11 protein-coding genes and 1 pseudogene are annotated in these 15,288 nt (G+C 44.2%); 8 read left to right on the plus strand and 4 right to left on the minus strand.

What is annotated here, in order from left to right:
• The first annotated feature begins 45 nt into the window (after positions 1–45).
• Together fdhD and AC3CKG_RS06200 are read left to right on the plus strand one after the other, a co-directional pair.
• The gene (gene fdhD, locus AC3CKG_RS06195) at positions 46–876 is read left to right on the plus strand and encodes a formate dehydrogenase accessory sulfurtransferase FdhD (RefSeq protein WP_488529000.1); all 831 of its coding nucleotides are present in this window, start codon (positions 46–48) and stop codon (positions 874–876) included.
• A 545-nt stretch (positions 877–1,421) separates the two neighbouring features.
• On the plus strand, positions 1,422–2,564 hold the full coding sequence (locus AC3CKG_RS06200; protein WP_488529228.1) for an amino acid permease: 1,143 nt from the start codon (positions 1,422–1,424) through the stop codon (positions 2,562–2,564).
• A 135-nt stretch (positions 2,565–2,699) separates the two neighbouring features.
• Here AC3CKG_RS06200 and AC3CKG_RS06205 read toward each other — a convergent pair whose 3' ends face one another.
• The 3 genes and pseudogenes from AC3CKG_RS06205 to AC3CKG_RS06215 all read right to left on the minus strand — a co-directional run bounded on the left by AC3CKG_RS06205 (position 2,700) and on the right by AC3CKG_RS06215 (position 6,343).
• The gene (locus AC3CKG_RS06205; RefSeq protein WP_017109686.1) at positions 2,700–4,061 is read right to left on the minus strand and encodes an L-serine ammonia-lyase; all 1,362 of its coding nucleotides are present in this window, start codon (positions 4,059–4,061) and stop codon (positions 2,700–2,702) included.
• A 120-nt stretch (positions 4,062–4,181) separates the two neighbouring features.
• The gene (locus AC3CKG_RS06210; RefSeq protein ID WP_017109687.1) at positions 4,182–5,435 is read right to left on the minus strand and encodes an aromatic amino acid transport family protein; all 1,254 of its coding nucleotides are present in this window, start codon (positions 5,433–5,435) and stop codon (positions 4,182–4,184) included.
• Between the two features lie 309 nt (positions 5,436–5,744).
• Positions 5,745–6,343 (minus strand): annotated as a pseudogene (locus AC3CKG_RS06215) (CoA pyrophosphatase).
• 340 nt (positions 6,344–6,683) lie between these two features.
• Here AC3CKG_RS06215 and AC3CKG_RS06220 point away from each other — a divergent pair.
• Together AC3CKG_RS06220 and AC3CKG_RS06225 are read left to right on the plus strand one after the other, a co-directional pair.
• Positions 6,684–7,226, plus strand: a complete 543-nt coding sequence (locus tag AC3CKG_RS06220; protein WP_065103740.1) for a heme NO-binding domain-containing protein — start codon at positions 6,684–6,686, stop codon at positions 7,224–7,226.
• A 1-nt stretch (position 7,227) separates the two neighbouring features.
• The gene (locus tag AC3CKG_RS06225; protein WP_488529001.1) at positions 7,228–8,946 is read left to right on the plus strand and encodes an ATP-binding protein; all 1,719 of its coding nucleotides are present in this window, start codon (positions 7,228–7,230) and stop codon (positions 8,944–8,946) included.
• Between the two features lie 138 nt (positions 8,947–9,084).
• On the opposite strand, the gene pabB is transcribed toward AC3CKG_RS06225, so the two are convergent.
• Positions 9,085–10,482, minus strand: a complete 1,398-nt coding sequence (pabB, locus tag AC3CKG_RS06230) for an aminodeoxychorismate synthase component I (RefSeq protein WP_488529002.1) — start codon at positions 10,480–10,482, stop codon at positions 9,085–9,087.
• A 254-nt stretch (positions 10,483–10,736) separates the two neighbouring features.
• Between pabB and AC3CKG_RS06235 the strand changes: the two genes are divergently transcribed.
• From AC3CKG_RS06235 to AC3CKG_RS06250, 4 genes are all read left to right on the plus strand, one after another.
• Positions 10,737–12,254 (plus strand): fumarate hydratase, encoded by a 1,518-nt coding sequence (locus tag AC3CKG_RS06235; RefSeq protein WP_009847029.1) that lies wholly within the window; start codon positions 10,737–10,739, stop codon positions 12,252–12,254.
• A gap of 163 nt (positions 12,255–12,417) precedes the next feature.
• A complete protein-coding gene (locus AC3CKG_RS06240; RefSeq protein WP_004734731.1) occupies positions 12,418–12,603 on the plus strand; it encodes a hypothetical protein in 186 nt (61 codons plus the stop codon).
• Between the two features lie 211 nt (positions 12,604–12,814).
• A complete protein-coding gene (locus tag AC3CKG_RS06245; protein WP_488529003.1) occupies positions 12,815–14,188 on the plus strand; it encodes a YcjX family GTP-binding protein in 1,374 nt (457 codons plus the stop codon).
• Positions 14,189–14,202: 14 nt separating this feature from the next.
• The gene (locus AC3CKG_RS06250; RefSeq protein WP_488529004.1) at positions 14,203–15,255 is read left to right on the plus strand and encodes a YcjF family protein; all 1,053 of its coding nucleotides are present in this window, start codon (positions 14,203–14,205) and stop codon (positions 15,253–15,255) included.
• Positions 15,256–15,288: the final 33 nt, after the last annotated feature.

Here is a 15,288-nt window from a genome sequence, read left to right on the forward strand (position 1 = left end):
GTCTGAGTCGATATCGTCAAGCTGACCGTCTTTCTGGGTGATTTTATGAGATGTATAACTCAATCCTATATTGAACTGCCTGATTTTAATCAAGCGCCTCCAAAGCCCAATGCTATGAGCTATCGAGAGCTCACGGGCTATAGCATGGTGGTGGATGCACCTCTGGCAAACGAATCTGCATTGACGATCAGTTATAACGGGATCAGTCAGGCGGTTATGATGGTGACGCCTGGCCACATGGAAGACTTTGTGCGCGGTTTTAGTTTAAGCACCGGTATCATAAAAAGATTCAGTGAAATTCGTGATATTGAGATTGGCGGCAATGGTGAATCTCATTACGCGCAAGTAGAAATTAGCAATCGCGCTTTTTGGGACATGAAAACTCAGCGGCGTAACTTGGCTGGAACCACAGGTTGTGGTTTGTGCGGTGTTGAGGCGCTTGAACAAGCACTTCCGGATTTGGTTCCATTGCCATCGTCATTACCACCCAGTCCACTGGTTTTTCAGGGGTTAAGAGGGCGAATTGCCGAACATCAAAAAGCAGCCAAAATATCCGGTGCTTTACATGCCGCTTTGTTTGCGAATTCGAAAGGTGAAATTTCACTTTGTCGTGAAGACATCGGCCGCCATAACGCACTGGATAAATTAATAGGGGCGATGGCTGTGAACGAGAACAACCCTAAGTCGGGGTTCGTGATTATGACTAGTCGTTGCAGTTTAGAGCTTATCCATAAAGCCGTGCGTGCCAAAATCGCAACCTTGGTTTGTTTGTCGGCTCCGACCTCATTGACGGTCGAATGGGCAAGACGTAATCGCTTAAATCTGATTCACTTACCAAACAACAGTCCACCTCGTTTATATAGCCCAGCGCCATAAATGTAATGTTTTCGTTTGGATAAAAAGAGAGGCCATTGGGTCTCTCTTTGGTTTCTATTATAAATGATTATTGTTTTACACGGTTTGGTGGTTAATTTCTGCTCAAACGGCTGTTTTGTTCAATTTAATAGCAGAAATTGTGGTTACAGCGTTGTGTTTCGAGGCTCATTCGATAAGATGAAAAGACCTTTAATGCTAGAGGTAGGGCAGCAACGGATACGCTGCTTCAAATACTATGGAATGTGACTCAATTATTGGACACATACATGAAATTCAAGATTACATCGCCGATTATTGAACCTACAGAAGGTTCACCACATCAGTTAACGCTCACTCACGCTTCTCGTTTTACCTCCTTTAAGACAAGATCTCCTTTGAACACCCTGTTCGACAATGTCTCTGCACGCTTCTTTACTGCTTATCGCTCCTATTGTTATTCGTTTTATAACTTTATTTCTATTTGAACTCCTTTGTCATCCGCTTGATGTGCGAAGACTCACACCTATAAAAACTAAACAAATAAGTTAAAAACAATGAATATTAAAATGATGGGTAGCTCCCTAATTATCGCTGGTACCGCTCTCGGTGCTGGTATGCTTGCGATCCCAATGGTATTAGCTCAATTTGGATTGCTTTACGGCACACTGTTGATGGTTCTGATCTGTTTCGGCACCACTTACGCAGCATTATTACTTCTAGAAGCGACCATCAAAGCTGGTGGCGGTCTAGGGTTGAACTCTATTGCTCGAAAAACTCTGGGCAAACAAGGGCAGTTGATTACCAACGGCCTACTTTACGCGTTATTGATTTGCCTATTGATGGCCTACATTCTGGGGGCGGGTGATTTGCTGAGTAAGTTACTGTCTAACTTCGGTGTAGACATTAGCGCAATGACGAGCCAAATCACGTTTACCTTACTTGCGGGTGCCGTTGTCGCGAGTGGCACAGGAGTGATTGATAAGCTCAACCGCGCATTGTTCTTTGTGATGCTAGCAAGCTTGTTTGCAACTATGGTGTTTTTAGCACCAAGCATGACGCAAGAAAACTTGATGCAGGTAACCAGCCATGACCACGTCGATCTAATCAAAACCAGTGCAATCCTGTTCACAAGCTTTGGCTTTATGGTTGTGATTCCAACCTTGGTTTCTTACAACCACGAAGCGACAGACAAACAGCTGCGTAACATGGTGATCGTCGGTTCTCTGATTCCATTAGTGTGTTACTTGTGCTGGTTGTTTGCTGTGGTCGGTAACTTGAGTGAAGAGCAATTTAGAAGCTTCAAGAACGTATCAGATTTGATGGCGGCGTTTGAGGCTCAGTCTCCTTGGGTGGGTAACGTTCTGTCTACCTTCACTGGCTTGGCGTTGTTGACCTCTTTCTTTGGTGTAGCGATGTCTTTGTTCAACCAGAACAGAGACATGTTTAACCAAAACACAGCGGTCACTTACTGCATTAGTTTCATCTTGCCGCTGGCGGGTTCACTGCTTGCTGCAGATAAGTTCCTACAAGTGTTGAACTATGCAGGCATCATCTTAGTGTTCTTGGCTGTTTTTGTTCCTCTGGTTATGGTTCATAAGCAACGCTTTATGAAAGTAGCGGAAGACAGATACAGCGCTGAAGGTGGCCGACCAATGATGCTTTTCTCATTGCTGTTTGGTTGCTTCTTGCTTATCTCGCAAGTGATTTAGCAAAAAATTTGGTCGCTTGAATAAATCAGTTACCAAGTTTCAGATACTAAAAAAGGAACGCATTGGCGTTCCTTTTTATTATCTGCTCGTTATCAAGCAGACTGAGTTAAGTGTTGGCTTGTTAACTAATACAGACTAGCAAACAACCTTAACAGCCAAACCACCTTGAGAAGTCTCACGGTATTTAGCGTTCATGTCTTTACCGGTTTCTAGCATTGTTTCGATAACTTTATCTAGAGAAACAGTAGGAGCAGAAGAGCGACGAAGTGCCATACGAGTTGAGTTGATTGCTTTAACTGCAGCAATACCGTTACGCTCGATACATGGTACTTGTACTTGGCCTGCAACTGGGTCACACGTTAGACCTAGATTGTGCTCCATGCCGATTTCTGCAGCCATACATACTTGCTCTGGGCTACCACCCATAAGCTCAGCAAGACCAGCAGCAGCCATAGAACATGCCACACCAACTTCACCCTGACAGCCAACTTCAGCGCCAGAGATAGAAGCGTTACGCTTGTAAAGACCACCGATCGCGCCAGAAGCTGCGAAGTAACGGATGTAGTCTTTCTCTGTCACTGTTTGGATGAACTTATCGTAGTAAGCCAATACAGCTGGGATGATGCCACACGCGCCGTTTGTTGGTGCTGTTACTACACGACCGCCCGCTGCGTTTTCTTCGTTTACTGCGAAAGCAAACATGTTCACCCAGTCAACAACCGTCATTGGATCGTTAGTTGTTTTTTCTGAAGTGATCAGCTGTTGGCGAAGTGCTGCTGCACGACGAGGAACACGCAGTGGACCAGGCAGGATACCTTCAGTATTCATACCGCGATCCATACACTCACGCATCGTTCTCCAGATGTTAGCGAAGTAAGTACGAGACTCTTCGTCTGAATGGAACGCTGCTTGGTTTTTCATAACCAGTGTACTGATAGAAAGACCGCTTTCTTTACACTGATTAACCAGCTCTTCAGCTGTTGTGAATTCGTAAGGTGCTTTAATTGGGTTTTCTTCTTCTTTGCCGAAGTTCTCTTCGTCAACGATGAAACCACCACCAATTGAGTAGTATGTTTTTGAGTATGCTACTTCGTCATCAACCCAAGCATGAATGCTCATGCCATTTTCATGCAATGAAAGGTTCGAAGTATGGAAGTTCATTCCGCCATCTTTAGGGAACGAAACAGTATGACAGTGCATACCAACAGGTAGACGTTCAGTTTCTTCTACTCGAGCAATAAAGCCCGCGATAGAGTCGATATCTACTTTCTCAGGAGTATTGCCAGCAAGACCCATGATGATAGCGATATCTGTGTGGTGACCTTTCCCTGTCAGTGATAGTGATCCATATACGTCCACGGTGATTTTAGTGATGTCGCGCAATTTTCCCATTGAACGTAGGTCATCAATAAATTCTTTACCCGCTTTCATTGGTCCAACTGTGTGTGAGCTCGATGGACCAACACCGATTTTATAGATATCAAATACACTAATCATAGCGATTACCTCAAAAAGAGAGCCTCCCAAGGGGAGTAGGGAGGCTCATTTATTATCATTATATTTTGTGTTTAATCTCGCGATATAAGATGAAGCTCATCTTATAAAAAGCGCTTTAGATTAAAGAGCGCCGTAGATTACAGAACTAATAGCCGCTAGACCACATAAAGCTGTAAAGATTTGCACAGGTGCTGATGTTTTGTACTTAGCCATTGCTGGTACTTTCTGCATCGCGAATACAGGCATTAGGAACAGGATAGCTGCAATCATTGGAGCACCCATTGTTTCAATCATACCTAGGATGCTTGGGTTAACTACCGCAACAATCCAAGTTGTAACAACGATGAACGCTAGAGATGCTTTCTCAATCGTGCTGATTGAAGAACCAGAGCGAGACTTGATTAGACCAACAAGACCTTCATGAGCACCTAGGAAGTGACCGAAGTAGCTAGAAGTGATTGCTGCGAATGCTACTAGAGGACCCATGTAAGAGATAAGTGGAGACTCGTGAACGTTAGCTAGGTAAGAAAGTACAGAGATGTTTTGTGCTTGCGCTGTTGCTAGTTGCTCTGGAGATAGAGAAAGTACTACAGAGAATACGAAGAACATTACAAAACCCATCAGCATCATTGCTGCGCCGCCAGTGATCGCGTCAGTTTTCTTAACTGCGTCATCACCGTATACACGACGTTGCTCTTTAGAGAACTGTGAAATGATTGGGCTGTGGTTGAAAGAGAACACGATGATTGGAATCGCAAGCCAGATAATAGAAGGCATTGCTGACCATTCTGGGCTTGTTTCCATCATTGAAGTGTTCCAATCAGGAACTAGGTAGAAAGATAATGCTAGTAGGATGAATACTAGTGGGTAAACCATCGCTGAAGTTGCTTTAAGCATCAGCTCTTTACCGAATACAACACCTGCTGTCATAGCAAGGATAAGTGCACCAGAAAGAAGAGGACGAGGAATAGATTCCATGCCCATTTGGTTTACTAGGAAAGAATCAACCGTGTTGGTGATACCAACGCCGTAGATAAGAACGATTGGGTAGATAGCGAAAAAGTAAGCAAAAGTAATAAGGTTTGCGCCGGTCTTACCGAAGTGTTCTTCAACTGTATCTGTAATGTCTGCTTCAGGGTTCTTAGAAGACAGTACGAAACGAGCTAGAGATTTGTGTGCGAACCAAGTCATTGGCGCCGCGATTAGAGCTAGGATAACTAATGGCCAAAAACCACCCGCACCAGCTTTGATTGGAAGAAATAGTACGCCAGCACCAACTGCTGTACCGAATAGTGATAAACACCAGGTAAAATCTTTATAGTTAAACTTGCTTGAATCTTTAACGGCATTTGCCGAAGAAGTTGTTGTGTTCATGTTAAATTACTCATTTTTTGGGAACAGGAAATAAGTTGGGGCTAATTCTGCAGAATTTTCTTCTGCAAAAAATAGATCTAAATCATGTAATGAAACGGCGTGTCACATGATATGCGAAAAACGGATTTTTGATCACGAAATTGGCGTGCTACAGGTGATTTATGCTCATGCTAGGTATTAGTTTTTATTATGCGAAAGGCGGGGTTGTTCAGATTTATACCAGGGAAACGTTTGCGTAAAATTGCATTAATAAATCTGTTCCATAGAAAGGTTGATTTTTGTTAACAGAGATTAAACAAAACGTAGTTGTTATGTAATTTGTTGCACTACATGCTGCTGCAATGATTGGATGATTTGAGCTGTGACGCCCCATATAAGGTGCTCTTCGAAGGGCATGGCAAAAACACGGTGTTTGATTTTCTTAAAATTGACGGTGTGGCTATGAAGCTTGGCTTGGTCCAAAACATAGGTGGCAGGCACCTCAAAAATAGAGGCAACTTCGTTCTGATCAATAACCGCTTTGTAATCAGGATCGACCATTGCAACAATAGGTGTCACAGAAAATTTACTAATGGTACTCAATGCTGGTAATTGCCCAACAATTTTAACTTGATCCGATCGAATTCCTACTTCCTCGTGTAGTTCTCTTAGTGCAGTGAATTGCATAGAAGGGTCAGATTGCTCATGTTTTCCCCCGGGAAGCTGATTTGACCAGGGTGGTGCTTAAGATGTGCTGCTCTTTTAGTAAAAATGACATGTAAACCGTCTTCTCGTTCAACCAAACCAACCACAACTGCAGCCTTACGTAGTTGCTCCCCACTAATATGAGAAACACGCTCTACAGATTCAGGGTGGTAACCAACCGTTGGGTTAAGTTGGAACTGTTGAAGGAAGTTGTCTTTATTCATGTCATGCCAATATGTTGATTATTATACTTTTAAGTATAGGCACAACAGCGAGTTGAAAGCCAATTTCGCGGCTCAGCTCGTTGGGCGTAGGCCTTTTGTACCTGATCTGTTTACTTCACCCTCTTCGGGGACCAACAGATAGCATCAGCAATCAATAGAGAAGCTCTATGTGCTTTATCTTAAATTGTCAGGTTTTTGCTATATTCAATATGGGTATATGAGCCAGTAAGCGTTACCCATGTCATAAAATTGAGTGGTGAAACGTAGTTTTTGTCTTTAAGAATTTGATAACACTCACTTAGTGGCTCATTCTAAAAAGAAATAGAAGAAAAGGTATGAGATGAAAGGAATCATATTCACTGAATTTTTAGAGCTTGTTGAAGATAAGTTTGGTTTGGAACTATTGGAAGAAGTTTTAGAAATGTCGGAAGACGAAGGGATCTATACATCGGTCGGAAGTTACGACCATAAAGATCTCGTGAAACTCATTATTAACCTAAGTAAGAAAACCGATATCGATGCTGGGAGTTTACAACGCGTATTTGGGCAGTCGGTATTTAAGAACTTGTTAGCCTCTTTACCAAACAAAGCCAGCCTTGCACATAGCAATACCACTTTTCAATTTATCCAACACGTAGAGCGCTATATTCATGTAGAAGTGAAGAAGCTCTATCCCGACGCAGAGCCACCAGAATTTAGTTTCATCACTACGACTGAAGCGCAACTCATCTTTGATTACAAGAGCGCAAGATGCATGTCGCATGTCTGCTTGGGGTTAATCGAGGGGTGTGCTGACTATCATGGTGAAACCATCGTGGTAGAAATGACACCTCAGAATGATGACCAAAGTGTGGTTAGGTTTAATTTAAAAGTCGAAAAGTAATATGGATCTGGCATCAGCCCTAGAAAAGAAGCTTAAACGTCAAATAGCGGCACGAAAAGCGGCTGAAGCATTGTTGGAACAAAAGAGCCTTGAACTGTTTGAGGCTAACCAACAGCTTGAACTTGCACTTCGTCAGTTAGAAAAACGTTCGAACGCGAATATTCGTCGCATTGAGTTTCAAGAACAAATCGACAACTTGTTGATCGATTTTGGGCGCGCGTTTCTCAGAAATGACCTTGATGATATTATGTTGTCTGAATTAACGACTAACGTAACCAACAGCTATTTGATTGAATCCAGTCGCCTGATACTCCCTCCCAAGCTCATTCCTCAGCTTCTTACATACGATTATGGCGACGAAACTGTCGGTGAGCTTGACCAAAATATTCAGGAGCCTCAATGGCAAGGTGACTTGTTGACGGTGCCTCTTGAAGTGGAGAAGGTGATCGTTGGTGCGCTGATCGTTAAGGTTAGGTTGCTCGATCAAGACTATGAGTTTATCGAGAGTCAACTCTTGCTAGTCACGGATCTGATTTGCAGCGCGCTCAGTCATCAATTAGCGATTAATCGAAACATTGAGTCACGACAACGAGCGGAAGAATCCGAAAGGGCGACACGCGATTTCGTTGCGATGATCAACCATGAACTAAGAACTCCGCTTAACGGCTTGCTAGGCAGTGCTGAGTTGATCAGTGATACCGAGCTGAACTGTTCTCAGCGCGAGATAGTGAACAACCTAAGTCAATCTGGTGAATTTCTAAGAACCATCATTAATGACCTACTGGATTACAGTAAAATTAATGCAGGGATGCTGGAGCTTATTCCTAAGAAATTTGCGCTACACGATTTGCGAAATACGATTGAAAGTATCTTCATCAACCGAGCGATTGAGAAGCAGCTTAAATTCAAGATCAGTATTGCGCCAGACGTACCGACTCATTTCAACGGTGATTTAGAACGTATCACTCAACTGTTCGTAAACTTAATTGGCAATGCAATCAAATTTACAGAACACGGGCATGTCAAAGTCGATATTAAGTGGGAAAACAACCAGTTCGTTTTCTCTGTGGAAGATACCGGTGTTGGTATAGCCGAATCCGCCCACAAAACACTGTTTGAACCTTTTACCCAGGCTGACAATTCAAGTAGCAGAAACTACGAAGGCACGGGGCTTGGTTTAGCGATTTGTCGTAAGTTGGTGGTGTTGATGAATGGTGATATTGGCGTTGCCAGTGTCTTTGGTTCTGGTACTACGTTTACTATCTCAGTTCCGCTTCAAGTTATCGACGTCCCAGTAGAGAGCGATTGTGTGGCTAAAAGCTTCGAATCAGAGGTCGAACTGTCTTTACTTAAAGTTCTAGTGGTGGACGATATTAAGATGAACCAAATCATCATCCAACAGATGCTACGTAAATATGAGATAGAGCCGACCATCGCCGGTAATGGAGTCGAAGGACTGGAACTGGCCTCTGACAATGAATATGACATCGTGTTTATGGATTGCAGGATGCCAGTTATGGATGGTTTTGAAGCGACACAAAGGCTCAGAGAGAAAGGCTACACCAAGTCTATTGTGGCACTCACCGCCGGAACGACACTTGAAGAGCGTGAACGTTGCATTAAGTCTGGAATGGATGACATCCTCAGCAAACCCTATACTTCCAATGATCTTAAAGACATGCTTAAGAAGTGGGGTATTGCGCCAGTAACGGTTGTTTAACGCTAACGCATCCGTATTTTGTCTTTTCTAAAAACTGAAAACCCTAAGCTATCTTGGATGGCTTAGGGTTTGTTTTATTTAATGACTTAGATTGGCTAACACGCCGCTAAGTTATGTTTGGGTGTTTACCTGTTTAGATTAGCACTCTTCAAGTACAGGCAAGATACGGCTCAGCTTATCGAGTGTTTCTTGATACTCAGAGGCGCAATCACTATCAAAGACCACGCCACCGCCAGCCCACGCATAAAGGGCATTATCTTCCGCTACCAAGGTACGAATCGTAATACTGGTGTCCATTCTGCCATTACGGCTGATATAGCCAATACTGCCACAGTAGGCTGAACGTCGATGAGGTTCTAACTCTTCAATGATCTGCATCGCACGAACTTTTGGAGCACCCGTAATCGAACCGCCAGGGAAGCAAGCTCTTAATAAGTCAGTTGCTGAATACTGAACATCTAACTCTGCTCTAATGGTGCTGACCAAGTGGTGCACAGCAGGGAAACTTTCAATCTCAAACAACTTAGGGACGTGAACCGAGCCTGGCTTTGCGACTCTACCGATGTCATTGCGCAGTAGGTCGACGATCATCAGGTTTTCCGCTTGATCTTTTTCTGCTGCCGCTAAGTCTTGAGCATTGGCGTCGTCAATCATAGGTTCTTCAGAACGAGGACGTGTGCCTTTGATTGGTTTTGTTTCAATGGTGCCACTATTGAGCTCTAAGAATCGTTCAGGAGAAACACTTAAGATTGCTGAGTGTTCAAGACGAATAAAACCAGAAAACGGCGCCGAGTTGTATTGCTCTAACTTTTCATAAGCGAGCCATTCGCTGCCTTGGTAACCGGCACGAAAACGTTGAGCAAGGTTTATCTGATAACAGTCACCTGACAACAAGTACTCTTGAACGCTATCGAACTTATAGGCATAACTCTGCTCAGTCATATTGGATTGCCATGGGGTGGTTAATCCAAACTTCTGATGAGCCCGTTCTGCTTGTTCTGCTTGTTGGCTTGGCGATTGTTGTTGAGTTAACCAATCCCAATGGGTATCAATGTTTTGCCCAACAAGGAACGCAGCTTTAAGCTTATGATCAACAATCACAGCCCATTCATACAATCCAACCGCCATGTCTGGCGCAGAAATATCGCGCTTAGCAAGAGAGGGCAGAGCTTCTACTCGTCGTCCCAAATCGTAGCTAAAATAGCCTAAAGCGCCACCAATGAAAGGCAGTTCAGGATGCTCACTGGTTGCGGGTAGTAATTGCTGTTGATATTGGTCGAGTAGTTCGAAAGGGTCTGACTCTGAAACCTCGCACGTCTCATTAACATTGACGGTCGTTTTTGCACCGATTGTCTCGAAGGTGGCGATGGGTTGAGCAACTAAAATGTCGTATCGACTATCGACGTGGCTTTCTGAGGCAGAGCGTAATAGCATTGCCCACGGCACGCTTTCAATATGAGAAAACAGCTGTTTAGCTAAAGTTGATTGATATTCAAGCGGCTTGATTTGGATAGAGCGAAATTCGTTGTTATTCATTTGTTTAATTTGTGACAAAGAGTTCGATCACTGCATGGCGTGTGAGAGGAAGCAAGAGTATCATAAATTGAAAATAAAATGGGTTCTTGATTAGAACGGTGCAAACCACATGGTTTAGTTTAAAGCTATGCAAGCGATTGCTAAAGCAACTAAATACAGCTCAACATAATAAAAAGCTAAGCCAACTAATCCGGTTAGACAAAAACAGTCAAACCAAGACCCCACATGGAACCAGAACAATAAAGAGGCATGCAATGACGGTTATTCGTAAGCAAGATGTGATCAGCAGTGTCGCTGACGCACTTCAGTACATTTCTTATTATCACCCTTTAGACTTTGTCCAAGCCCTAGAAAAAGCGTACGAGAAAGAAGAGAGCCAAGCAGCAAAAGATGCTATCGCTCAGATTCTTATCAACTCGCGTATGTCTGCGGAAGGCCATCGTCCAATTTGTCAGGATACGGGTATTGTTACTTGTTTCGTGAACATCGGTATGGATGTTAGGTGGGAAACGGATCAAACAGTACAACAGATGGTTGATGAAGGCGTTCGTCAAGCTTACAACAACCCAGATAACCCATTGCGTGCATCTGTCCTAATGGACCCTGCAGGTAAGCGTATTAATACCAAAGACAACACACCAGCGGTTGTTCACATTAATATGGTTCCTGGCAACAAAGTTGAAATTCAAATCGCAGCAAAAGGCGGCGGTTCTGAGAACAAAACTAAGATGGTGATGCTGAACCCTTCTGATGATATTGCAGAATGGGTAGAGAAGACGCTACCAACAATGGGTGCGGGCTGGTGTCCACCGGGCATGCTAGGCATAGGTATTGGCGGTACGGCAGAGAAAGCAGCAGTACTAGCAAAAGAATCTCTGATGGAACACATCGATATTCAAGAGCTTATCGACAAAGGTCCAGAGAACGCTGAAGAAGAGCTTCGTTTAGATATCTTCAACCGTGTAAACAAACTGGGTATTGGCGCACAAGGTCTTGGCGGTCTAACGACTGTAGTTGACGTGAAAATCAAAACAGCGCCAACGCACGCAGCCTCTAAGCCTGTTTGCTTGATCCCGAACTGTGCAGCAACACGTCACGTACATTTCACATTAGACGGTAGCGGCCCTGCAGAGCTAACACCACCTAAGTTAGAAGAGTGGCCAGATATTACTTGGGAAGCAGGTGCAAATACTCGCCGTGTTAACCTTGATGAAATTACTAAAGAAGACGTTCAAGAGTGGAAGACCGGCGAAACGGTTCTTCTATCAGGCAAGATCTTAACCGGTCGTGATGCAGCGCATAAGCGTATTCAAGGCATGCTTGAAAGTGGTGAAGGTTTACCAGAAGGCGTCGACTTGAAAGGTAAGTTCATTTACTACGTAGGCCCTGTTGATGCAGTAGGCGATGAAGCGGTAGGTCCTGCTGGCCCAACAACGTCTACTCGTATGGATAAGTTCACCGACATGATGCTAGAAGAAACCGGCATTATGGGCATGATTGGTAAAGCAGAGCGCGGCCCTGCAACGGTTGAGTCAATCAAACAACATAAATCGGTTTACCTGATGGCGGTTGGTGGTGCAGCTTATTTAGTGGCTAAAGCAATTAAAAAAGCACGTGTGGTCGCGTTTGAAGATCTCGGTATGGAAGCGATTTACGAGTTTGAAGTTGAAGATATGCCTGTAACGGTTGCGGTTGACTCTAACGGCGTGAACGCGCACCAGATCGGCCCTGACACGTGGAAAGTGAAAATTGCTGAAGCTGAAAAAGCATAATTTACCGAAGTCAAAAGTCGTAACAGGCGCTAGCTTCAGCGTTTGAATTGCAATTCTTGACAGAAACTTGAAGACAAAAGTGCAGCATTATTTGCACTTTTGTCTTATTATCAATGATATAGTGATAAACACATAGTTTGATATAAGAATATAGGAGAGAGGAATGCCTCGTTTTATTCAGATCCTACAGATTATCTTGGCAGTGGTGATTGGTGCTTTTGTTGGTTACGACCTGATCTTGAAAGGGATCAGTATCTTTGATAATAAATACGTGACGATTACTTGTGCACTTTGGCTAATCGCAGAGATTGCACTGTTTGTTATCTACAAGTTGATTGAAGACGATTAAGAGTCGGATATCGCAGAAAAATTCTAAAGCCCCTGATTATGAATGTAGTCAGGGGCTTTTATTCATCTAGCATTAAGAATGGGTATTGCATACTCACTACTATTAGTAAAAGAACAAGCAAAAGCATACATACTATCCCAACAGGGAAAGAACATAGGCTTGCCTCTCTATTATCATAATCAGCTAGCCTAACTATCACGGAGTCGTTCAAATGAAACACCTAACTCAAGAAATGAGTGACTTTATAAGCAGAGGAACGGATTCTCACATTCGAGTAGCGGTCACGGGGCTTTCTCGTGCGGGTAAGACAGCCTTCATTACTTCGCTGGTTAATCAGCTTCTTCATACGTCTACCCACAAAAATCTACCTCTACTTGCATCGGCGAGAGACGGAAGAATTATTGGCGCTAAGCGCATCCCGCAACACAACATGATGATCCCACGCTTCTCTTATGATGAGGCGATGGAATCTTTGAATGCGCAGCCACCAGAATGGCCAGTGCCGACGCGCGATGTCAGTGAGATTCGCCTAGCTATCAAATATAAACCAGCTAAAGGCGCAAAGAAGCTGCTGAGTAAAAACAGCACCCTTTATCTCGATATTGTCGATTATCCGGGTGAGTGGCTACTTGATTTACCTTTGCTGGATATGGACTTTGATACTTGGAGCCAATCCCAATTCGCCGCGTTGAAAGGCGATAGAGAAACCTACTCGCAACAGTGGAACGCAATGCGTGGTGACATTGACTTGCTAGCCGAAGCCGACGAAAAGAAACTGGTCGCGATTGCCGATAGCTATACTCAGTACCTTCATACTTGTAAGGATAACGGATTGCACTGGGTACAGCCGGGTCGATTTGTATTGCCGGGTGAGCTTGAAGGTGCGCCTGTGCTGCAATTCTTCCCGTGTGCTGCGCCCGAGGGTAAATTCTCGAAAACCAGCAACTATGCAGTGCTAAAAGCGCGTTATGAAGAGTACCAACAAAAGGTCGTAAAGGCGTTCTATAAGAATCACTTCGCGACATTCGACAGACAAATCGTGTTGGTGGATTGCTTACAACCACTTAATGCAGGCTATGACTCTTTCATGGACATGCGTGGTGCGTTAGAACAGTTATTGAAGAGCTTTAAGTACGGGCGAAGCAATATGCTAAGACGCTTGTTTGCGCCGAAGATCGACAAGATTTTGTTCGCCGCAACCAAGGCCGATCACGTGACACCGGATCAACATCCGAACTTAGTATCACTGTTACAGCAGATGGTACACCCTGCTTGGCAACAGGCGGCGTTTGAACATATCGACATGAGTTGTATGAGCATCGCGTCTATTCAAGCGACCAGTGCGGGTTATATTTCGTCGGGTTCAGACAATGTTCCAGCACTGCAAGGTGTCACTTTAAATAACGAGCCTCAAACCATGTATCCGGGTGAGGTGCCGCGCAAACTGCCGAACAAACAGTATTGGGAAACCAACCAATTTGATTTCACGAGCTTTAGGCCTATGGAGCAACACTCCGATGAGCCTTGTCAGCATCTGAGAGTCGACAAGGTTTTAGAGTATCTCATTGGCGACAAGTTGAAGTAATTGAGGCAATCAAAATGAGTGAATTAAAAACAAAGCAGGTCTTTGATGAACCGTTGAAGACCTCGTTCGATGAGCTTGATAAGAATGAAGTTACCCCTGATTTGGGTGCTCAAAAGCTATTCACGGAACAAGAGAAGTTTGTACCCGTCGCGCCACAAGTGGAAACCGACCTTGATGGTGACGCTGAGCTGCAATTGGAACAAGTGATTCGACCGAGCAAAAAGAAGAAGTGGTTTGGAACGGGTTTACTGGTCGCTTTCTCCGGTCTGGTGGGCTGGCAAGCGATTGACTCTGTCATTACTGCTATTCAAACCGCTGACTGGCTAGCTTTAGGCTGGGCTGGCTTTATCGCTGCCATTGCTTCATTAGGTTTAGGCGCAATAGGCAAAGAGTTGTGGAAGCTGCGTTCGCTGAAAGACCATTTCAGTGTGCAAGAGCAGAGTGAAGAACTGTTACAAAGCCAGAGTGTTGGTAAAGGCAAAGCGTTCTGTGAAAACATTGCCAAGCAGGGCGGTATAGTTGCTGAGTCTCCTTCGTACGATAAGTGGCGAAATAGCATTAATCCGGCGCACAGCGATGCTGAAGTGTTGGATATGTACGATGCGTTGGTCGTGAGTCAGCAAGATAAGGTCGCTACTCAAATCGTCACTAAGTTCTCGACGGAATCCGCGGCTTTGGTTGCTGTGAGCCCATTGGCGGCAGCAGATATGTTGCTGGTGGCGTGGCGTAATTTCACTATGATAGACAAGCTTGCCGACGTCTATGGCATTGAGCTTGGCTATTGGTCTCGTATTAAGTTGTTCAAGTTGGTGTTAATCAACATGGCAGCGGCAGGGGCGAGTGAGCTGGCGATTGATGCGAGTATGGACTTAGTCTCGATGGATCTTGCGGGTAAAGTCTCAGCAAGAGCAGGGCAAGGTCTTGGTGTTGGTATTCTTACTGCACGACTTGGCCTGAAAGCTATGTCATTGCTTCGACCTATGCCTTGGCACAATGACCGAAAAGTAAAACTATCAGACCTCCGCAAAGCCGTCCTTTCTGAAATAAAGCGTATCACTCTCAAATAAAGCATTGAAAGCTCAATAGTTTGAGAAGAAGAG

It is taken from the genome of Vibrio sp. QJM3NY_15 (genome assembly GCF_057785995.1).